The sequence below is a fragment of the Achromobacter sp. EB05 genome (assembly GCF_044232075.1).
Taxonomy (GTDB): domain Bacteria; phylum Pseudomonadota; class Gammaproteobacteria; order Burkholderiales; family Burkholderiaceae_B; genus Achromobacter; species Achromobacter dolens.
In genome coordinates, this window is record NZ_CP155917.1 from 6,060,662 (window position 1) to 6,079,493 (window position 18,832).

Sequence of the window (18,832 nt, forward strand, 5' to 3'; positions counted from 1 at the left end):
TTCAGGCGCCGGTTTCGTACAGTGCGGGAAAGCCGCAGTCGCGCAACATCGCGTCGGCTTCACGCAGGAAGGCCGGCGTGGAGGTCTCGGGCACGCGCGCCAGCCACTGCACCGCCTCTTCCTTGCGGCCGCGCAACAGCAGCATGCGGCCCAGGTGGAACATGCCGCGGAAGTCGCCGCCCTCGGCGCAGCGCTGGTAGCAGTCGAACGCGCGTTCCAGGTCCTGCTCGACCACGTCGCCCGCTTCGTAGAAGCGGCCCACCACGCCGATGGATTTGACGTGTCCGGCCTGCGCGGCCTGCTGGTACAGCGCCAGCGCCGCGGCGCGGTTCCGCGCCACGCCCCCGCGGCCGCTCTTGAGCATGTGGGCGTAGTTGTACATGCCCCAGTCCAGTCCGCGATCCGCGGCCAGCCGGAACCAGTACGCCGCCACGGTATCGTCCGGCGCCACGCCCCAGCCGTTTTCGTAGCAGCGGCCGATCATGTTGATGGCCATCACGTGATCGGCGTTGGCGGCGCGCTTGAACCAGGCCAATCCTTCGGCCTGGTCCTGGGGCACCCCCACGCCATCGAGCAGCATCTGGCCGAAAATGGTCTGGGCCTCGACCAGGCCCATTTCGGCCGCCGCGCGGATCCAGGCGGCGTACTGCGGCGCCGGCCCGGCGCGCAGGCCGGCAAGCGCTTCAGGGGTGGTCGCGGCCACCTCGGCAGGGGTAAAGCTAGTCTTCATGCGGGCGTCCTTGCCTGGCGCCACAAGCGGGCCAGATTGCGCGCCAGCGCGTCGCCCACTTCCGTGGGCTCGCGCCGCACGCTACAGGAGGCCATGTCGACCGTGCGCAGGCCGGCGTAACCGCAAGGGTTGATGCCCAGGAACGGCGCCAGGTCCATCGCCACGTTCAGCGACACGCCGTGATAGGCGCGGCCGTTGCGGATCTTGATGCCCAGCGCGGCGATCTTGGCCAGATCGCCGCCCTCGGGATGCGCCACGTACACGCCCGGCGCGCCGGGCTTGCGGCACGCGCCGGGCAGGCCCATTTCATCGAGGGTGTCGATCACCGCCGATTCCAGCAGCGCCACGTACTCCTTCACGTACATGTCGACGCGGCGCAGGTCGAACAAGGCGTAGGCCATCACCTGGCCGGGGCCATGGTACGTGACCTGGCCGCCGCGGTCGCAATGGACGATGGGGATGGCGCCGGGGTTGAGCACGTGCTCGGGCAGGCCCGCCTGGCCCAGCGTGTAGACCGGGGCGTGCTCGCACAGCCAGATCTCATCGGGCGTTTCGGCCGACCGCTGGTCGGTGTACGCCTGCATGTCCCGCCACACGGACAGATAGTCCGCGGGCCGCGCGAGCCACTTGATCACAACCGCCGGCCTTACAGGACGATCGACACCATCGGGTGGCCGTGCAAGGCCTGGTACAGGCTGTCGAGTTGCTCGCGCGAGGTGGCGCGCACCGTGAAGGTCAGGCCCATGTAGTTGCCGCCCTTGCTGGGCCGCATCTCGACCGTGGCGGCATCGAAGCCCGGGTCGAAGCGCAGCACGACCTCGGTCAGCGTCTGCGCGAAGTCGGGATGGTGCTTGCCCATGACCTTGATGGGAAAGTCACTGGGGTACTCGATGAGGGATTCTTCGGGCGGAATATGCATGATGGATGGCCTGGGGCGTCAATCTGTCTATATGGGGGCAGGCATCGTGCAGGCAAGGCCCGCCGCCGGCGCGGGGGGCCGCCGGGGCCGCCCCGCGTGGCCGTTCTAGAGCGCGGCGATGCGGGCATCATAACCCGCGCGCAATTGCGCAAAAACGGGGCCAGGCTTGCCCGAACCCACCGGCCGGCCGTCCAGCGACACGATAGCCAGCACTTCCTTGGTGGCCGAAGACAGCATCAGTTCATCGGCCTGGGCGACCTCGTCCTGGGTAATGCGGCGCGCCTCGAACGGGATACCGGCTTCGGCGGCCAGCTCGCCCATCAGGCCGTAGCGGATGCCTTCCAGGATCAGGTTGTTCTTGGGCGGGGCCAACAGCTTGCCGCCGGAGACCACCCAGATGTTGGTGGACGAACCCTCCGTGAGGAAACCGTCGCGGAACTGCAGCACCTCGTCGACGTGGGCATCGACCGCCTGCTGCTTGGCCAGCACGTTGCCCAGCAGCGACACCGACTTGATCTCGCAGTGCAGCCAGCGCTCGTCGGGGATGGTGATGGCGGACAGCCCCTGAGCGCGGGCCGCGGCCGACGGCGGCGCCCAGGCCGAGACCATGCCGAACACCGTCGGCTTGACCGGCTCGGCCGGGAACTGGTGGTCGCGCTTGGCCACGCCGCGCGTGACCTGCAGGTAGACGATGCAGGTCTCCAGGTTCGAGCGCGCCAGCAACTGCTCGATCAGGTCGATCCAGCCCGCGCGGTCGAACGGCTGGGCGATGCGCAGGGCCGCCAGGCTGCGGTCCAGGCGGTCCAGGTGCTCGGCCATGCGGAAGGCATTGCCGCGGTAGACGGGCACCACTTCGTAGATGCCGTCGCCGAAAATGAAGCCGCGATCGAGCACGGAGACCTTGGCCTCGTCGATACGCACAAACTCGCCATTGAGAAACACCTGGCTTTCGCCCGGCACGCCCGGAATCATGAGCCGCTCCTGAGAATCAAATGGATAGGGACGGGCCACCCGGCCCGCCCCTTCTAGGTAAAGCTTACACCCGCGACCGCGCCCGCGGCGCGTCCGCTTACTGGAACCAGCGCTTGACGGTGTCGACCATGCGACCGAAGAAGCCTGCGCGTTCGACGGCGTCCTGCACCACCAGCGGCTCGGTGCGCAGCACCTTGCCGTCCAGCGTGAACTGCAGCGTGCCGACCTGCTGGCCCTTGGTCAGCGGCGCGATCAGGGGATCGGTACGCTGCGCCACGGGCTTGAGGTCGCCGGCCTTGCCGCGCGGGACCGCGATCGAGACCGGGTTGGGCGGGCCGAGCTTGACGTTCTCGGCCGTGCCTTCCCAGACGCGGGCGTCAATGCCGGGCTGGCTCTTGTCGAACAGCTTGACCGTGTCGAAGTTCTGGAAGCTCCAGTTCAGCAGCTTCAGGCTTTCCTCGGCGCGCGTGGCTTCGCTGTCGGTGCCCACCACCACCACCAGGATGCGGCGGTCGCCGCGCACCGCGGTCGACACCAGGCAGTAGCCGGCCGAATCGGTGTGGCCGGTCTTCATGCCGTCGACCGACGGGTCGGCCCACAGCAGGCGGTTGCGGTTGGGCTGGGTGATCTTGTTGTAGGTGAAGCTCTTCTGCTTGTAGTAGTGGAAGAACTGCGGGTGATCGGTGATCAGGTGCGCCGACAGCGTGGCCAGGTCGCGCGTGGACGTCATGTGCTGCGGATCGGGCAGCCCGGTGGCATTCATGAAGTGGGTGTTGCGCATGCCCAGGCGCTCGGCCTCCTGGTTCATGAGCGTGGCGAACGCGGCCTCGCTGCCGCCGACCGCTTCGGCCAGCGCCACCGAGGCGTCGTTGCCGGACTGCACGATCATGCCCTGGTTCAGCTCATCGACAGTGACCGGCTTGCGCGGCTCGATGAACATGCGCGAACCGCCGGTGCGCCAGGCGTGCTCGGACACGGGCACGGTCTGCTCCAGCGTCAGGCGCTTTTCCTCGAGCGCGTTGAACACGACGTAGGCCGTCATGATCTTGGTGAGCGAGGCCGGCTCGACCTTCATGTCGGGGTTCGACGCCGCCAGGGTCTGGCCGCTGTTCACGTCGATCACGATCCAGGCCTTGGCCGCGATGGTGGGCGCGGGCACCGCCGACACGTCGCCCACCGGCACCACGCCCGTCGCCGTCGGCGCGGGGGCCGTGGCGCCCGCGGCCGCCGGCGTCGCGGCGGGCGCCTGCTGGGCCCACGCCGGCAGCGACGTCGCGAGCATCGCCGACAACACCGCGCCGGCCAGGGCACGACGCGCAAAGACAACGGGGGAAGGGGTGGAGTGAGACAAATTCTTCATCGGCAACGTGGGTCCAGGAAAGACGCCCGCCGGCGCGGGGCAAGTGGCTGACAATTATAGGCAGTCGATGAGACCCGTCCGGCCCGGGATGGGTTCCTTAGCCATTTAAAACATGCAACTTGATGCAACGCGCCGCCTTGCGCGGCGCGCCGTTCAATCGAGTTTGACCTTCAAGTGGGCCTGCACGAGTTGGCGCAACACGAGCAGCTTGCCGTGGAAAAAGTGCGAGGCGCCAGGAATCACCACCACGGGGATCGAACGCGGGCGGGCCCAGTCCATGGCTTCCGACAGGGGCACGACCTCGTCCTCTTCGCCATGCACCATCAGCGTGTCGCCAGGCACCTGGACCTCGTGCGACTGGAAGCGGTTGACGGCGGGGCCCATCAGCATCAGCGCGCTCGGCAGCACGGCATCGCCCTGCTCGACCAGCGCGGCGTAGGTCTGCGCGGCCACGGCCGTGCCGAACGAAAAGCCGGCCAGCACCCAGGGCGCCTGCGCCAGCTCCGGGTGCAGCTCGCGCATCTGCGCCACGACGGCCAGCATGTCCTGCGTTTCGCCGACGGACTTGTCGAACGCGCCTTCCGACAGGCCGACGCCGCGGAAATTGGGGCGCACCGCCACCAGGCCGTGCTGGACGCAGGCGCGCGACAGCGTGGTCACCACCTTGTTCTCGCGCGCCCCGCCCTGCAGCGGATGCGGATGCAGCACCAGGGCCCAGCCCCGCGGCGGGCCGTCGGGCCAGTCCACCGCGCAGTCGATGCGGCCGGCGGCGCCGGCGAAGGCGTGGGTTTGAGTGCTTGCGGGCATAGGAGAAACTCGTGCTGCGTGGAAAAGAAGGATGTTAACCGGCGGGTCGGGCTGCGGCCTTCGGTTGCGCGGCCAGCCATTGCGCCAGTTGATCGGCGGCGTCGTCGGTGGCCTGGCGCAAGGCGGCCACGCCGCCCGCGGCATCCTGCGTGGGCGCGGGCGCCTGCGTCGCGATACGCAACTGGCCGACCACGGCGCGGCCGTTCAACAGCACCGCCTGCAGCAGCACACGGCCCTCGCTGGCCGATCCATCGGGCGTGAAGACCTGTTCGAACTGCGACAGATAGACCTGTACCTGCGGCGTCTGGCCGTTGGCGCGCTCGGCCAGCACCGGTCCCTGGCGCGACAGGCGCTCGATCAGGCGCTGGCGCACCAGGTCCGACGGCGACGACGCCCAGCGATAGGTGGCGTAGGCCTGCGGCGCGGCGCTGTCGCCGACTCGCCAGATCACGCCGGTGCTGGACAGCGCCGGCACGGCCGAGAACACCAACGCGATGGGATCGCGCGCCGGCAGTTGGGGCGCCGGGCGGGCGTCCAGGCCCAGATCGAATAGGGCTGGCGGCGCGCCGACGCGGCCCACGCCGCAACCGGCCAGCGCCAGGGTCAGGATCAGAATCGCGCTACGCATCTTCATTTCGGCTGTCTCCCAAAACCGGCGAAGCCGGCCTCGCCCGGCCCGGGCGCCGCCGGCGCCGGTCCGAACAATAACGATTGCGGCGTGTTGTCCACGCGGCGCAAGGTGAAGGTGGCGCCGCGCGCGGCCTCGGTGACACTGGCCGCCATGCCGGTGATGGCCGGCAGCGTCTCGTTGTCCAGGCGCGAGGCGGCATAAGCGATGTCGCTGAGACTGCGCGTCGCCATGGCCAGCGCGCCGTCGGGCGCGTTCAGGCGCGCCAGCGACTGCCGCGCCTGTTGCGCCAGGTCCGCCACTTCGCGCGCGGCGCGGTCGGCCTGGCGCGAGGTGCTGCCCAGCGAATCGACCAGCGGGCCCAGCTTGGCCAGGGCCGGCGCGAGGTCGCGGCTGGCCTCTTTCAGCGACTGGGTGATGTCGGTGGCGTTCTGCAGACTGGCCGTCAGCGCCTGCACATTCTGTTCGCTCAACAGGCGGCGCAGTTGTTCGGTGGCGTCTTCGACATTGGAAATGAGCCGTCCGCCGCGCTGCTCGATGCGATCCAGGAAGCCCGGGCGCAGTGGAATCGCCGCCGGGTTGGCTTCGGTCGACGCCAGGCGCTTGAACGAGCTGCCGTCGTCGCGCAGCTCGACGTTGGCCATGCCGGTCACGCCCTGCACGCCCAGTTCGGCCCAGGTCGATTCGGTGATCGGCGTGTTCGGCGCCACGCCGATGCGGATGCGCACCTGGCCGGGCTTGTCGGGGTTGAGCGCGAGCGACTGCACCTTGCCCACCGGCACCCCTTGATAGCGCACGGTCGACTGCGGATTGAGCCCGCTGACGGCCGTGGCAGAGATGATTTCATAGGTTTGCAGTTTGGTCCGGTCGCGGCCGATCCAGACGGCCACCAGCGCAGCGGCGGCCAGCAGGACCAGCGTGAAGATGCCGGCCATGAGCGCGTGACTACGGTTTTCCATGATGCGTTCCCTTCGGCGCCATGTCCCCGAGCGCGCGCAAGCCACGCTCGCCCAGGAAGAATGTGTGTATGAACGGGTGGTCGACCTTCAGCACTTCCGGCACCGTGTCGCATACGATCACCCGCTTGTCCGCCAGCACGGCGACACGGGTGGCCAGCGCGAGCAGCGTGTCCAGGTCGTGCGTCACCATGACGACGGTAAAGCCCAACTGCCGGTGCAGGCTGCGCACCAGGTCCACGAATTCGTCCGAACGCAGCGGATCCAGGCCCGCCGTGGGTTCGTCCAGGAACACCAGTTCCGGGTCCAGCGACAGCGCGCGCGCCAGGGCCACGCGCTTGACCATGCCTCCGGACAGGTCGGACGGCCGCTTGCCGGCATCCTGCGCCGACAGGCCGACCATCGCCAGGCGGCACATCACCACATCGTGCACCAGGTCCTCCGGCACCGTGCGCAGCTCGCGCAGCGGCAGCGCGACATTGTCGAACACCGACAGCGCCGAGAACAGCGCGCCTGCCTGGAACAGCATGCCCCACCGGTACGACAGGCGCCGGCGCTCGCTCGGCGTCAGCTCCGACAGGGTATTGCCCAGCACCTGGATGGTGCCGGCCGCCGGCCGGTCAAGCCCGATGATCTGCCGCAGCAGCACGGTCTTTCCCGTTCCCGACCCGCCCACCAGCACCAGGATCTCGCCGGGGAAGACGGTGAGGTCCAGATTGTCGTGCACCACATGGTCGCCGAAAGCGGTGCGCAACCCGCGCACGGTAATGACCGGGGCGACCGTGACGTGCTCTTCGGTGAACAGGCGTTGTTGCTCGGCGCCGGCCATCAGATGCCCACCGAACTGAAAATGACCGCGTACAGCGCATCCAGCAGGATCACCCCGGTGATCGAGGTGACCACCGAGGTGGTGGTGCCGCGCCCCAGGCTTTCCGTATTGGGCTGAATGCGCAGGCCGAAATGGCAGGCGATCAGCGCGATCAGGATGCCGAAGGTCACGCCCTTCAGGATGCCGATCCAGTAATTGGTCAGGGAAATGGCATCGGGCAGCGACTGCAGGAACCATTGCGCCGAGACCCCCAACTGCACCTGCGCCGCCAGCATCCCGCCCAGGATCGCCATGGCGTCGGTCCACAGCACCAGCAGCGGCATGGTGATGGCCAGCGCCACCACCCGCGGCAGGATCAGCCGCTGGCCGTGCGAAATGCCCATCACCAGCATCGCGTCCAGCTCCTGCGTGACCCGCATGACCCCGATCTGCGCGGTGATGGCCGAACCGGAACGGCCCGCCACCAGGATGGCCGCCAGCACCGGCCCCAGCTCGCGCACGATCGACACGCCCAGCAGCCGCACGATGAAGCGGTCGGCGCCGATCATCTGCAATTGCTGGGCCGACAGGTATGACAGCACCACGCCGATCAGAAAGCCCACCAGCGCGGTGATCCCCAGCGCCTGCGCCCCCGTGCGGTAGACCTGGGCCGAGATCTCGCGCCATGGGCCGCGCGACGGGCGCCGCAGCATGCCGAACAGGTCCAGGATGAGCTGCCCCAGCATGATCAGCAGCGCGCGGCCGTTCTCGGCCGCCTGCAGCACGGCATCGCCCACGGCGCGCAGCCAGCCCCACGAGGGCTCCGGACGCGGCGGCGCCTGCTTGCCGCCCTTGTTCGTCGCCAGGGCGGTGAACACATCCTGCTGGCCAGCCGACCAGCGCACCCGCTCGGGCAGCTTTTCGCCCCAGGCCTGCCAGATCAGCAGCGCGCCAATGGTGTCGAGCCGGCTGATGCCATGCAGGTCCCAGCGCGCACCCGCGTCGGCTGCCTTGGCCATGGCGGCGCGGCGGCGTTCAACCTCGCCAGGCTCGGCCAGCGCCAGCACGCTCCAGTCGCCGCCGACGTGGCACACACCCGCTTCCTGGCGGAAGGGCGCGGCGGCGGCGGACGCGGACGGGGCGGAATGCGGCATGAACGCTGGATCGCAATGCAAAATGTATCGCTCATCATATACGCTGCGGACGGCAGGGCGCGAACCGGGCCCGCGCGTGCCCTACAATCGGCGCCATGTCCGCTCAAGTCCGCCCCACCGACCTGCCCGCGCCCGACGATCTGGCCCGGCTGCTGGGTTCACGCCTGCCCGCTTTCCAAGATGTCGCCTGGACCGCCAGCACCGGCTCCACCAACGCCGACCTGCTGGCGCGCGCCCGCACCGGCAGTGGCGCTGGCAAGCCCTGGCTGCTGGGCACCCATCTGCAGGAAACAGGCCGCGGCCGCGCCGGCCGCCCCTGGCAGAACCGCGTGGGCGCGGCGCTGATGTTCTCGTGCGCCTTCGACGTGCACCTGCCGGCCGCGCAATTGCCGGCGCTATCGCCACTGGCCGGCCTGGCCGCGTGCGAGGCGCTGCGCGCCGTGGCAGGCCCTGCCGCCGAGGGCCTCTGCATGAAATGGCCCAACGACGTGCAATGGCACGACGCCAAACTGGCCGGGGTGCTGGTCGAGACCACCCGCAATCCGGGCGGACGCGAGACCGGCTACACCGTCGTCATCGGCATGGGTGTCAACCTGGTCGACGCCGGCGCGCTGTCGCAGGCGCTGGGCCGGCAGGTCGCCGACTGGACCTGTGTCACCGAGCACACGCCAGGCCATGCCGCCACCGCCGCGGACCTGGTCTGTGCGGCGGCGGCCGCCTGGCACGAGGCCGTGCGGACGCTGGAACGCGAAGGTTTCGCCGCCTTTTCCCAGCGCTTCGACCAGGTCGACGCGCTGGGCGGCCGTCCGGTCAACGTGCTGGACAAGGGCGAGGTGGTCCTCAGCGGCACCGCTTGCGGCGTCGACGGCCAGGGCCGCCTGCTGGTGCAAACGCCCCAGGGCGCCATGCCGATCTCGGTCGGTGAAATCTCGATTCGACGCCAAGCATGATCATCCTCATCGACTCCGGCAACAGCCGTCTCAAAGTCGGCTGGCTGGACCCCAGCAGCCCGGACATGCCGCGCGAGCCGGCCGCCGTCGCCTTCGATGGCCTGGACCTGGACGCCCTGGACCGCTGGCTCGCCGCCCTGCCGCAACGGCCGTCGCGTGCGCTGGGCGTGAACGTGGCCGGCGCCGAGCGCGGCGCCGCCATCGCGGCCATCCTGCAGCGCCATGGCTGCGCGGTGACCTGGGCCTCCTCGCAGGCCACCACCCTGGGGCTGGTCAACCGCTACAAGACGCCCTCGCAACTGGGCGCGGACCGCTGGGCCTCGCTGCTGGGCGTGCTGTCGCGCCTGCCCGGCGCCCATCCGCCCTTCCTGCTGGCCAGCTTCGGCACCGCCACCACCATCGATACCGTGGGGCCGGACAACGTCTTCGCTGGCGGCCTGATCCTGCCCGGCCCGGCCATGATGCGCAACGCGCTGGCGCACGGCACCGCCAACCTGCCGATCGCGGAAGGCCAGGTAGTGCCCTACCCCACCGACACGCATGAAGCCATCGCCTCCGGCATCGCCGCGGCGCAGGCCGGCGCGGTGGTGCGCCAGTGGCTCGCCGGCCGCCAGCGCTACGGGCAGACACCGCAGATCTTCGCCGCCGGCGGCGGCTGGCCCGAGGTGCACTCGGAAATCGAACGCCTGCTGGCCGATGCCGGCGGCGCGTTCGGCGCCGCGCCGGTGCCGATCTACCTGAACCACCCCGTTCTGGACGGACTGGCCGCCATCGCGCGCGCCAATCCGGCAGCGAACGCCTGACGAGGCCGCGGCATGCGAGTGCTCTTCATCCTGATCCTGTTGGCCAACCTGGGCGTCTACGCGCTCGGCCAGGGCTGGCTGGGCGTACGCCCGGAAGACGAGGGGCGCGATCCGCGCCGCTTCAGCCAGGAACTGAATCCGGGCGCGGTCACGCTGGAGCCGCGCAAGCCCGCCTGACGGCCTGAAAGACCGTCCCGCTCAGCGCAACCAGGGCGCCAGCGCGTCCATCGTCCGCGCCGTGGCGCCGGCGTGGCTGGCGAACCAGGCGCGCGCCGCGTCCCCGGCCGCCCGCCTGGCCGCAGGGTCGGCCACCAGCGCCAGCGCGGCCCGCACGGCCTGCTCCGGGTCCGGCTGGCGCTGCGCGGCGCCGGCCTCGATGGCATCGCTGGCCGCCTGCTGGAAATTGAATGTGTGCGGCCCGACGATCACCGGCACGCCCGCGGCGCAGGCCTCGATCAGGTTCTGGCCGCCCAGCGGGGCAAAGCTGCCCGCCACCACCGCCACGTCCGCGGCGGCGTAGTAGAAAGCCATTTCCCCCAGCGTGTCGCCCAACAGCACCGCCGTCTCCGGACCGGGCGCCTGCCCCGACGACCGCCGCACGTGGGCTAGGCCGGCCTGCGCCAGCAGCGCGGCGGCCTCGTCGAAACGCTGCGGATGGCGCGGAATCAACAGGAACAGCGGCCCGCCGGGCATGGCGGCATGGCGCTTGACCGCCTCGATGAACGGCGCATCCTCACCTTCGCGTGTGCTCGCCAGGGCGATCACCGGCCGGCCCAAACGGGCGCGCCAGGCCTGTCCCGCCTCGACCTGCGCCGCAGGCAAGGACAGATCGAACTTCAGATTGCCGGTCACGGTAGGGTGCGGCGCGCCGGCCTCGGCCAGCCGCCGGGCATCCGGCGCCGTCTGCGCCAGCACCCGATCCAGCCCCGCCAGCGCCTCGCGCATGACCCCGCCCAGGCGGCCTGCCTGCCGCAGCGACGATTCCGAGAATCGCGCGCTCACCAGCGCCATCGGCAGCTCCGCGCGCCGCGCCGCGGCCAGCAGGTTGGGCCAGATCTCGCGCTCGATCAAAATGCCGCAGCGGGGCGCGGCGGCGGCCAGGAAACGCCGCGTGGCGCCCGGAAAATCGTAGGGCAGCCAGGCCTGGCGCAATTGCCCGCGGGCGATGGCGTCCGCGAACAGGCGCGCGCCCTCGGCCCGACCCGTGGCGGTGATATGGGTCAGCAGCACAGGCAGGCCGCGATCCAGCAGGGCCTGCAACAGCGGCTGCGCGGCGCGCGTCTCTCCCAGGCTGACGGCGTGGACCCAGACCGGCGCTTGCGTCGTTCCGGCGGCCGCGGTCGCGCCACCAGCCTCGGCCCGGCCCGACGCGGCCCGACCAAACCGCTCCGGCGAGAAGATCTGCCATTCACCGCCGGCGCGCTTGGCGCGGCGGGCCATCCATAGCCAGACCAGGGGGGCCAGCGCCCGCAGCCCCAGCGTGTAGACGGTGCGGTTCATCAGCGCGCGGCCAGCGCCTGCTCCACCGACGCCATGACCGCCTCGCGCGAGGGCGAGGCGCCGCGATCGCCGAGACTGGCCGTGTAATTCGAGCCGACCAGGGGCGTGCGCACGGGGGTGGACGCGCGATAGATGCCGATGGTGGGACGGCCGAGCGCCGCCGACAGATGGGTCAGGCCGCTGTCCAGCCCGACCATCAGGCGCGCGCCTGCCAGCAGCCGCGCCACCGACGTCAGGTCCATGCGCGGCATGACTTCGACGTCTTCCATGCCCGCGACCAGTAGCCGGGCACGCTCGGCTTCCTGGTCGTTGCCCGCCAGCAGCTTGAGCGCACAGCCGGCGTCGCGCAGGCGCCGGAACACGGCGCGCCAATCGTCCTCGGGCCAGAGCTTGTCGTCACGGCTGGCCGACGGCATGATCACGGCGTAGCCGCGGTCGTTGTCCAGGTGATGCAGGCGAGGCAATTCGGTGGCATCCAACCCGCCGGCGGACACCTCGTGCACTGAATCGGCGGCGCCGTCGCGGCCCTGGGCCGCCTGCCGCGAAAACGCCTGCAGGCCGAAATCCGGCTGGCCGCCGTACTGGTAACCAAATGTCAATGACGCCAGTTTGCGCTGGCGAATCACCGCCGGCTGCCAGAATTCGACGCGGTGGCGCACGTTATAGAACAGCGATGCCAGGGGCTCGCGGGCCGATCGCCAATCCAGCCCATGCCGCACCCCCCGCGCCTGGCGCACCAGCCACGCGGACTTCAGCAGCGCCTGCATGTCCAGCACGATGTCGTATTGCTTGGACCGCAACCGCTCCCGCAGCGCCTTGCGCTCGGCGCGCACCTGGCCCGACCACCAGGCCTTGCGCCAGCGCCGGTGGGCCACCTTGATGACCTCCTTGACCGCGGGATGCCAGGCGGGGATTTCGGCGAAAGCTTCTTCGGCGATCCAGTCGATCTCGGCGTCCGGCACGTGGCGGGCGATGTCGGAAATGGCGGGCAGCATGTGCACCAGATCGCCTAATGAGGACGTACGGACAATGAGAATGCGAGTTGGCATCGATTGGAAATGGCGGATTATGCGCTCGTGCCCCCGTCCGGTCTTCAAGTATTATTACGCTCTATTCCGGGAGGGGCTGTCGAATTATCCCGGCAATTTACAACAAAACAACCTCTTCTCCCGATGACCGCTAATCCAGTTACCGACCGCAAGGTCCGTTTCGCCCTGGTAGGGTGTGGGCGCATTTCCAAGAACCATATCGGTGCGATTGCGCAGCACAGCGACCGCGCCGAGCTCGTGGATGTCTGTGACACCAATCCCGCGGCCCTCAAAGCCGCCGCGGAAGCTACCGGCGCCCGTCCATTTTCGTCCTTGACAGAAATGCTGGCGCATACCACCGCCGATGCGGTCATCCTGGCCACCCCGTCAGGCCTGCACCCGTGGCAGGCGATCGAAGTGGCGCAGTCCGGCCGTCACGTCGTCAGTGAAAAACCCATGGCAACCCGCTGGGAAGATGGCAAGCGCATGGTCAAGGCATGCGATGAAGCTGGCGTGCGCCTCTTTGTCGTCAAGCAGAACCGCCGCAATGCCACGCTGCAACTGCTCAAGAAGGCCATCGAGAATGGCCGCTTCGGCCGTATCTATATGGTGACGGTCAACGTTTTCTGGACCCGCCCCCAAGACTATTACGATGCCGCCCGCTGGCGCGGCAAGTGGGAGTGGGATGGCGGCGCCTTCATGAACCAGGCAAGCCATTACGTCGACCTGCTCGATTGGCTGGTGGGTCCCGTTGAAAGCGTGTACGCCTACACCGCCACGCTGGCTCGCCGCATCGAAGCCGAAGACACCGGCGTGGCCGCGATCCGCTGGCGCCATGGCGCCATGGGCTCGATCAACGTCACCATGCTGACCTACCCGCAGAACCTGGAAGGCTCTATCACGATCCTGGGCGAAAAGGGCACCGTGCGGGTCGGCGGCGTGGCCGTCAACCGCATCGACGAGTGGAAGTTCGCCGACGAGCATCCCGACGACGCCAAGATCCGCGAAGCCAATTACGAGACCACCTCGGTCTACGGTTTTGGTCACCCGCTGTACTACGATAACGTCATCCGCGTGCTGCGCGGTGAATGCGAACCCGAAACCGACGGACGCGAAGGCCTGCAATCGCTCGCGCTGCTGACCGCCATCTACCGTTCCGCGCGCGATGGCCTGCGCGTGCCGCTACCGCTGGATTGAGCATCATGAGCATCCATTCCACCGCCATCGTTGACGACGGCGCACAGATCGGCGCCGGCACCCGCGTCTGGCACTGGGTCCACGTATCGGGCGGCGCCGTCATCGGCGACGCCTGTTCGCTGGGCCAGAACGTCTACGTCGGCAACCGCGTCAAGATCGGCAACCGCGTCAAGATCCAGAACAACGTCTCGGTCTACGACAACGTGACGCTCGAAGATGACGTGTTCTGCGGCCCCAGCATGGTGTTCACGAACGTGTACAACCCGCGCGCAGCCATCGAACGCAAGAACGAATACCGCGATACGGTCGTGCGCCAAGGCGCCACGCTGGGCGCAAACTGCACCATCGTGTGCGGCTCGACAGTCGGTCGCTACGCCTTCGTCGGCGCCGGCGCCGTGGTCAACCGCGACGTACCCGACTTTGCCCTGGTCGTGGGCGTGCCCGCCCGCCAGATCGGCTGGATGAGCCGCCACGGCGAACAACTGGACTTGCCGCTGACAGGCGACGGGCAGACCACCTGCCCGGCGACCGGCGACCAATACGTACTCAAAGACGGCGTCTGCCAACTGGTGTGAGACAACATGCAATTCATTGACCTGAAGAAGCAATACCAAGTCCTGCGCGACCCGATCAATGCACGTATCCAGGCCGTGCTGGATCATGGCCAGTACATCATGGGTCCCGAGGTCAAGGAGCTGGAAACCGCGCTGTGCGCCTATACGGGCGCCAAGCATTGCATCACGGTCGCCTCCGGCACCGAAGCGCTGCTGATCGCGCTGATGGCCCTGGGCGTGAAGGCCGGCGACGAAGTCATCACCACCTCGTTCACGTTCGTGGCGACGGCGGAAGTCATTGTGCTGCTGGGCGCCGTGCCGGTGTTCGTGGACGTCGAACCCGACACGTGCAACATCAAGGTTTCGGAAATCGAGGCCAAGATCACACCCCGCACCAAGGCCATCATCCCGGTATCGCTGTACGGCCAGTGCGGCGACATGGACGAGGTCAATGCCATCGCCGACAAGCACGGCATCACCGTCATCGAAGACGCCGCGCAAAGCTTCGGCGCCACCTACAAAGGCAAGAAAAGCTGTAATTTGTCCAAGATCGGCTGCACCAGTTTCTTCCCGAGCAAGCCCCTGGGCTGCTACGGCGACGGGGGTGCGCTGTTCACCAACGACGACGCGCTGGCCCAGGCCATGCGCGAAATCCGCGTGCATGGCCAGTCGGCCCGCTATTACCACACCCGCATCGGGGTGGGTGGCCGCATGGACACGCTGCAATGTGCCGTGGTGCTGGGCAAGCTGGAGCGCTTCGAATGGGAAGTGGAACAGCGCATCAAGATCGGCGCGCGCTACCAGCAGTTGCTGGCCGACCTGCCGGGTGGTGCCCGCACGGTGACGGTGCGTCCGGATCGCGACAGTGTCTGGGCGCAGTTCACGGTCATGGTGCCCAATCGTGAAGCCGTGATCGCGCACCTGAAGGAAGCCGGCATCCCGACGGCAATCCACTATCCGCGGCCCATCCACGCTCAACCGGCCTATGCCGCATTCGCTGCGGCCGAAGGCGCCACGCCAGTGTCCGACACGCTGGCCGCCACCGTCATGAGCCTGCCGATGCACCCCGACCTGGATGAGGCGACCCAGGACCAGATCGTGGCCGCGCTGCGCGCAGCACTGAGCTGATTTCCTGCCGGCATGGCGCCCCCATGGCGCCGTGCCGGCTTACCGCCACATCCCTCGCGGCGACGCGCTACGATGTCGGCATGAATATCCTGCTCATCAACCATTACGCCGGTTCGCCTCGGCACGGAATGGAATTCCGGCCGTACTACCTGGCGCGCGAATGGGTGCGACAAGGCCATCGCGTCACCATCGTCGCCAGCAGCGTCTCGCACCTGCGCCAGCAGAATCCCGCCGTTTCATCCGCCATCGCTCGTGAACAAATCGACGGCGTCGATTATCTCTGGCTGCGCACCCGCCCATACGCCGGCAATGGCGCCAAGCGCCTGCTCAATATGCTGCAGTTCACCGCAAAGGTCCGCGGCATGGCGCGCGAACTGGCTGCCGACCGTCCCGATGTCGTCATCGCCTCGTCGACCTATCCCTACGACATCTGGCCCGCCGCGAAAATCGCCCGTATCGCCAGGGCCAAACTTGTCTACGAAGTGCATGATCTGTGGCCACTGACGCCCCGGCTGCTGGGCGGTTTTTCCGAGCGGCATCCCATGATCTTCTCCATGCAGTTGGCGGAGGACTACGCCTGCCGGCATGCCGACAAGGTCATCTCCCTGTTGCCTGGCACCGCGCCGCACCTGCAAGGTCGCGGCATGGCCCCGGACAAGTTCTGCTACATCCCCAACGGTTTCGACCCCGCTGAAACCGCCCGTGCGCTGCCTCCCCCCGTAGAAGCGCGCATCACCGAATTCACGCGCCAGTTCAAGGCCACCTGCGTCTATGCCGGCGGCCACGCGGTATCGAATGCGCTGGGTCCGATGATCGAGGCCGCGGCAAGACCGGAATCCACGGACGTGGGATACCTGCTGGTCGGCAAAGGCGTCGAAAAGGCACGCTTGATGCAGCGGGCTCAATCATTGGGCCTGAAGAACATCCTGTTCCTGGATCCCGTGGAAAAACCGACGATCCCGACCCTGCTGTCCCTCGCGGACATTGCCTACATCGGTTGGCACGACAGCCCGCTATACCAGTTCGGGACCAGCCCCAACAAATTGTTTGACTACATGCTGGCAGGACTGCCCGTCGTGCACGCCACGAGTTCCCCTTACGACCTGGTGAGCGACGCGGATTGCGGTATCAGCGTCCCCGCGGATGACGTGCCGGCCATCGCCGGCGCAATCAGCGACCTGGCCAACTTACCAAAAACTGAACGTCAAGCATTGGGGGCACGTGGAAAGGCCTTTGTGCAGCAACGCCACAGCTACCCCTTCCTGGCCCGCCAATTCCTCGAGTCGCTTGGCGATGCCGTGCATGGCTCCACTACAATCCCGGTTTCGCAACGTCCTTAGCCGCCAGGCCACGAACATGTCTTTCATTCCCTTCGCACTACCTGACATTGGCGACGCCGAAATCACGGCCGTCACTGAAGCCATGAAGTCGGGGTGGCTCACTACGGGGCCCAACGCCCGAGCGTTCGAGCAGGAATTCGCGGCCTTCATCGGCAGTGGCGTGGAAGCCGTGGCGGTGAACTCGGCAACCGCCGGCCTGCACCTGGCCCTGGAAGCCATCGGCGTGGGCGAGGGCGACGAAGTCATCACCACCACTCACACCTTCACCGCCAGCGCCGAAGTTGCCCGCTACCTTGGGGCTGAACCCGTGCTGGTGGACATCGATCCTGATACCTTTTGTGTCAGCCCCGAGGCCGTGGAGCGTGCCATCACGCCGCGCACCAAGGCGATCATCCCGGTGCACTACGGCGGCCTGTCCTGTGACATGACCGCCATCCTCGACATCGCCCGCCGGCACGGACTGCGCGTCATCGAAGACGCGGCACACGCCCTGCCCTGCACGTGGAAAGGCGAACTGATCGGTAGCCTGGCCAGCGACATCACTGTCTACAGTTTCTACGCCACCAAGACCCTCGCCACCGGCGAGGGCGGCATGGTGGTCACGCGCGATCCCGCGCTGGCCAAGCGCTGCCGTGTCATGCGGCTGCATGGCATCGACCGCGATGCCTTCGACCGCTTCACTTCGAAGAAGCCGGCGTGGTACTACGAGATCGTGGCTCCTGGGTTCAAGTACAACCTGCCGGACACCGCCGCCGCGATGGGCCGCGTGCAGCTGGCGCGGGTGCGAGAAATGCGCGACCGCCGCGCCGACATCGCTGCACGATACGACAACGCATTCGCCGATCTGCCGCTCACCTTGCCGCCAAGTCCCGAACGGCTGGCCGCCCGCGGCTACGACGTCAACGACACACACGCATGGCACCTGTATGTATTGCGCCTGTCCGCGGACGCGCCGATCGGCCGGGATGATTTCATCGTGCGCATGACGGAAGCCGGCGTCGGTTGCAGCGTGCACTACGTACCGTTGCATCTGCAGCCCTATTGGCGTGACCGCTACGGCCTTCAGCCCGGCATGTTTCCGCATTCGCAACAGGCCTACGAATGCATGGTGAGCCTGCCGATCTATTCACGCATGACCGATGATGAAGTCGAGCGTGTCGTCAGTGCCGTCGAGACGCTGCTTCGCCGCCGATGAAACGGTTGTTCGACTTCGTCGTTTCACTGCTGGGCCTGATCGTCCTGTCGCCCCTGTTCCTGATCATCGCGGCGGCCATCAAGCGCGACTCGCCCGGCCCGGTGTTTTTCCGCCAGGTGCGTGTGGGCAAGGACGGCCGGACCTTCCGGATACACAAGTTTCGCAGCATGGCGGTCAACACCGCCGGCAATTCGAAAGAGATCACCGTTGGCGGTGACGCGCGCATCACGCGCACGGGAGCCTGGATCCGCCACTGGAAGCTGGATGAACTGCCCCAGCTCATCGACGTACTGGCCGGCAGCATGAGCGTGGTGGGCCCACGTCCTGAAGTGCCCCGGTATGTCGAGCTCTATCCCGAGGAGCAACGGCGCATCGTGCTGTCAGTGAAACCAGGCATTACCGACTTGGCATCCATCCAGTTCCGGCATGAGAACGAGCTGCTGGCGCAAGCCAGCGATCCGGAACAGGCTTACCGCGAACAGATCCTGCCCGAAAAGCTGCGGCTCCAGAGCGAATATGTGCGCACGCGCTCCTTCATCGGCGACATGAAAATCCTGGTCGCGACTTTCGCCGCCATTCTCAGGCGGTGAATATGTGTCCGAACACGTGTGCCCATCACGAAATCGGACGCATTGATACACATTGATTCAGTCCGAGAAACGCGGTCGAAATAATGGCTGTGTTAGGCTGTTGCTAGACTGCCGTCTGACTCAATATATATAAAAACCGGCATCAGATTGACTATCCATTCCGAACCCCCGTCCGCGGTAACTACTGCAGTCCAGACCGGCATCGCTTCACCT

21 protein-coding genes are annotated in these 18,832 nt (G+C 67.7%); 9 read left to right on the forward strand and 12 right to left on the reverse strand.

Annotated features, from left to right (window positions below; all coding sequences use genetic code 11):
- Position 1: 1 nt before the first annotated feature.
- From AAID08_RS27655 to AAID08_RS27700, 10 genes are all read right to left on the reverse strand, one after another.
- Positions 2-730 carry a tetratricopeptide repeat protein gene (locus tag AAID08_RS27655; protein WP_395757164.1) on the reverse strand — a complete coding sequence of 243 codons (729 nt, stop codon included), beginning with the start codon at positions 728-730 and terminating at the stop codon, positions 2-4.
- Positions 727-1,365: a lipoyl(octanoyl) transferase LipB gene (lipB, locus tag AAID08_RS27660; protein WP_054488218.1), complete on the reverse strand. Its 639-nt coding sequence runs from the start codon at positions 1,363-1,365 to the stop codon at positions 727-729. Before lipB ends, AAID08_RS27655 begins: the two co-directional genes overlap by 4 nt.
- Positions 1,366-1,376: 11 nt before the next feature.
- A complete protein-coding gene (locus AAID08_RS27665) occupies positions 1,377-1,649 on the reverse strand; it encodes a YbeD family protein (protein ID WP_047993153.1) in 273 nt (90 codons plus the stop codon).
- Positions 1,650-1,754: 105 nt separating this feature from the next.
- Positions 1,755-2,621 (reverse strand): D-amino acid aminotransferase, encoded by an 867-nt coding sequence (locus AAID08_RS27670; protein WP_064526746.1) that lies wholly within the window; start codon positions 2,619-2,621, stop codon positions 1,755-1,757.
- A gap of 97 nt (positions 2,622-2,718) precedes the next feature.
- Positions 2,719-3,981 (reverse strand): D-alanyl-D-alanine carboxypeptidase family protein, encoded by a 1,263-nt coding sequence (locus tag AAID08_RS27675; RefSeq protein WP_144656013.1) that lies wholly within the window; start codon positions 3,979-3,981, stop codon positions 2,719-2,721.
- A 153-nt stretch (positions 3,982-4,134) separates the two neighbouring features.
- Positions 4,135-4,788, reverse strand: a complete 654-nt coding sequence (locus AAID08_RS27680; protein WP_054500309.1) for an alpha/beta hydrolase — start codon at positions 4,786-4,788, stop codon at positions 4,135-4,137.
- Between the two features lie 34 nt (positions 4,789-4,822).
- Positions 4,823-5,422, reverse strand: a complete 600-nt coding sequence (locus tag AAID08_RS27685) for an ABC-type transport auxiliary lipoprotein family protein (protein WP_116791342.1) — start codon at positions 5,420-5,422, stop codon at positions 4,823-4,825.
- Positions 5,419-6,375 carry an MlaD family protein gene (locus tag AAID08_RS27690; protein ID WP_064526750.1) on the reverse strand — a complete coding sequence of 319 codons (957 nt, stop codon included), beginning with the start codon at positions 6,373-6,375 and terminating at the stop codon, positions 5,419-5,421. Before AAID08_RS27690 ends, AAID08_RS27685 begins: the two co-directional genes overlap by 4 nt.
- Entirely contained in the window at positions 6,362-7,201 is an 840-nt protein-coding gene (locus AAID08_RS27695; protein WP_175189305.1) for an ABC transporter ATP-binding protein, read from the reverse strand. Before AAID08_RS27695 ends, AAID08_RS27690 begins: the two co-directional genes overlap by 14 nt.
- Positions 7,201-8,334: an ABC transporter permease gene (locus AAID08_RS27700; protein ID WP_054500305.1), complete on the reverse strand. Its 1,134-nt coding sequence runs from the start codon at positions 8,332-8,334 to the stop codon at positions 7,201-7,203. Before AAID08_RS27700 ends, AAID08_RS27695 begins: the two co-directional genes overlap by 1 nt.
- Before the next feature lie 95 nt (positions 8,335-8,429).
- Here AAID08_RS27700 and AAID08_RS27705 point away from each other — a divergent pair, with 95 nt between their 5' ends.
- The 3 genes from AAID08_RS27705 to AAID08_RS27715 are packed head-to-tail and all read left to right on the forward strand — an operon-like array spanning position 8,430 to position 10,264.
- Positions 8,430-9,284: a biotin--[acetyl-CoA-carboxylase] ligase gene (locus AAID08_RS27705; protein WP_054500304.1), complete on the forward strand. Its 855-nt coding sequence runs from the start codon at positions 8,430-8,432 to the stop codon at positions 9,282-9,284.
- On the forward strand, positions 9,281-10,087 hold the full coding sequence (locus AAID08_RS27710; RefSeq protein ID WP_054500303.1) for a type III pantothenate kinase: 807 nt from the start codon (positions 9,281-9,283) through the stop codon (positions 10,085-10,087). The genes AAID08_RS27705 and AAID08_RS27710 overlap by 4 nt, the downstream gene beginning before the upstream one ends.
- Before the next feature lie 12 nt (positions 10,088-10,099).
- Complete coding sequence (locus AAID08_RS27715; protein ID WP_175189307.1) at positions 10,100-10,264, forward strand: hypothetical protein; 165 nt, start codon at positions 10,100-10,102, stop codon at positions 10,262-10,264.
- 21 nt (positions 10,265-10,285) lie between these two features.
- Here AAID08_RS27715 and AAID08_RS27720 read toward each other — a convergent pair whose 3' ends face one another.
- Positions 10,286-11,587, reverse strand: coding sequence for a 3-deoxy-D-manno-octulosonic acid transferase (locus AAID08_RS27720; protein ID WP_054500302.1), 1,302 nt, complete (start codon positions 11,585-11,587; stop codon positions 10,286-10,288).
- Entirely contained in the window at positions 11,587-12,636 is a 1,050-nt protein-coding gene (gene waaC, locus AAID08_RS27725) for a lipopolysaccharide heptosyltransferase I (protein WP_054500301.1), read from the reverse strand. Before waaC ends, AAID08_RS27720 begins: the two co-directional genes overlap by 1 nt.
- 123 nt (positions 12,637-12,759) lie before the next feature.
- On the opposite strand from waaC, the gene AAID08_RS27730 reads away from it, so the two are divergent.
- The 6 genes from AAID08_RS27730 (at position 12,760) to AAID08_RS27755 (ending at position 18,619) form a co-directional block, all read left to right on the forward strand.
- A complete protein-coding gene (locus tag AAID08_RS27730; protein ID WP_175133694.1) occupies positions 12,760-13,812 on the forward strand; it encodes a Gfo/Idh/MocA family protein in 1,053 nt (350 codons plus the stop codon).
- A gap of 5 nt (positions 13,813-13,817) precedes the next feature.
- Positions 13,818-14,387, forward strand: coding sequence for an acyltransferase (locus AAID08_RS27735; protein WP_054500299.1), 570 nt, complete (start codon positions 13,818-13,820; stop codon positions 14,385-14,387).
- Positions 14,388-14,393: 6 nt separating this feature from the next.
- Entirely contained in the window at positions 14,394-15,494 is a 1,101-nt protein-coding gene (locus AAID08_RS27740) for a DegT/DnrJ/EryC1/StrS family aminotransferase (protein ID WP_336236133.1), read from the forward strand.
- A gap of 80 nt (positions 15,495-15,574) precedes the next feature.
- On the forward strand, positions 15,575-16,834 hold the full coding sequence (locus AAID08_RS27745) for a glycosyltransferase family 4 protein (RefSeq protein WP_395757165.1): 1,260 nt from the start codon (positions 15,575-15,577) through the stop codon (positions 16,832-16,834).
- A 16-nt stretch (positions 16,835-16,850) separates the two neighbouring features.
- Entirely contained in the window at positions 16,851-18,029 is a 1,179-nt protein-coding gene (locus AAID08_RS27750; protein WP_395757166.1) for a DegT/DnrJ/EryC1/StrS family aminotransferase, read from the forward strand.
- Positions 18,026-18,619, forward strand: a complete 594-nt coding sequence (locus AAID08_RS27755) for a sugar transferase (protein WP_175189311.1) — start codon at positions 18,026-18,028, stop codon at positions 18,617-18,619. Before AAID08_RS27750 ends, AAID08_RS27755 begins: the two co-directional genes overlap by 4 nt.
- The last annotated feature ends 213 nt before the right edge of the window (positions 18,620-18,832 follow it).

Excerpts from the sequence above, each read along its gene's own strand:
- AAID08_RS27655 (WP_395757164.1), bottom strand. The coding sequence starts at position 730 with ATGAAGACTAGCTTTACCCCTGCCGAGGTGGCCGCGACCACCCCTGAA.
- AAID08_RS27665 (WP_047993153.1), bottom strand. The coding sequence starts at position 1,649 with ATGCATATTCCGCCCGAAGAATCCCTCATCGAGTACCCCAGTGACTTT.
- AAID08_RS27670 (WP_064526746.1), bottom strand. The coding sequence starts at position 2,621 with ATGATTCCGGGCGTGCCGGGCGAAAGCCAGGTGTTTCTCAATGGCGAG.
- AAID08_RS27675 (WP_144656013.1), bottom strand. The coding sequence starts at position 3,981 with ATGAAGAATTTGTCTCACTCCACCCCTTCCCCCGTTGTCTTTGCGCGT.
- AAID08_RS27680 (WP_054500309.1), bottom strand. The coding sequence starts at position 4,788 with ATGCCCGCAAGCACTCAAACCCACGCCTTCGCCGGCGCCGCCGGCCGC.
- AAID08_RS27685 (WP_116791342.1), bottom strand. The coding sequence starts at position 5,422 with ATGAAGATGCGTAGCGCGATTCTGATCCTGACCCTGGCGCTGGCCGGT.
- AAID08_RS27690 (WP_064526750.1), bottom strand. The coding sequence starts at position 6,375 with ATGGAAAACCGTAGTCACGCGCTCATGGCCGGCATCTTCACGCTGGTC.
- AAID08_RS27695 (WP_175189305.1), bottom strand. The coding sequence starts at position 7,201 with ATGGCCGGCGCCGAGCAACAACGCCTGTTCACCGAAGAGCACGTCACG.
- AAID08_RS27700 (WP_054500305.1), bottom strand. The coding sequence starts at position 8,334 with ATGCCGCATTCCGCCCCGTCCGCGTCCGCCGCCGCCGCGCCCTTCCGC.
- AAID08_RS27705 (WP_054500304.1), top strand. The coding sequence starts at position 8,430 with ATGTCCGCTCAAGTCCGCCCCACCGACCTGCCCGCGCCCGACGATCTG.
- AAID08_RS27710 (WP_054500303.1), top strand. The coding sequence starts at position 9,281 with ATGATCATCCTCATCGACTCCGGCAACAGCCGTCTCAAAGTCGGCTGG.
- AAID08_RS27715 (WP_175189307.1), top strand. The coding sequence starts at position 10,100 with ATGCGAGTGCTCTTCATCCTGATCCTGTTGGCCAACCTGGGCGTCTAC.
- AAID08_RS27720 (WP_054500302.1), bottom strand. The coding sequence starts at position 11,587 with ATGAACCGCACCGTCTACACGCTGGGGCTGCGGGCGCTGGCCCCCCTG.
- waaC (WP_054500301.1), bottom strand. The coding sequence starts at position 12,636 with ATGCCAACTCGCATTCTCATTGTCCGTACGTCCTCATTAGGCGATCTG.
- AAID08_RS27730 (WP_175133694.1), top strand. The coding sequence starts at position 12,760 with ATGACCGCTAATCCAGTTACCGACCGCAAGGTCCGTTTCGCCCTGGTA.
- AAID08_RS27735 (WP_054500299.1), top strand. The coding sequence starts at position 13,818 with ATGAGCATCCATTCCACCGCCATCGTTGACGACGGCGCACAGATCGGC.
- AAID08_RS27740 (WP_336236133.1), top strand. The coding sequence starts at position 14,394 with ATGCAATTCATTGACCTGAAGAAGCAATACCAAGTCCTGCGCGACCCG.
- AAID08_RS27745 (WP_395757165.1), top strand. The coding sequence starts at position 15,575 with ATGAATATCCTGCTCATCAACCATTACGCCGGTTCGCCTCGGCACGGA.
- AAID08_RS27750 (WP_395757166.1), top strand. The coding sequence starts at position 16,851 with ATGTCTTTCATTCCCTTCGCACTACCTGACATTGGCGACGCCGAAATC.
- AAID08_RS27755 (WP_175189311.1), top strand. The coding sequence starts at position 18,026 with ATGAAACGGTTGTTCGACTTCGTCGTTTCACTGCTGGGCCTGATCGTC.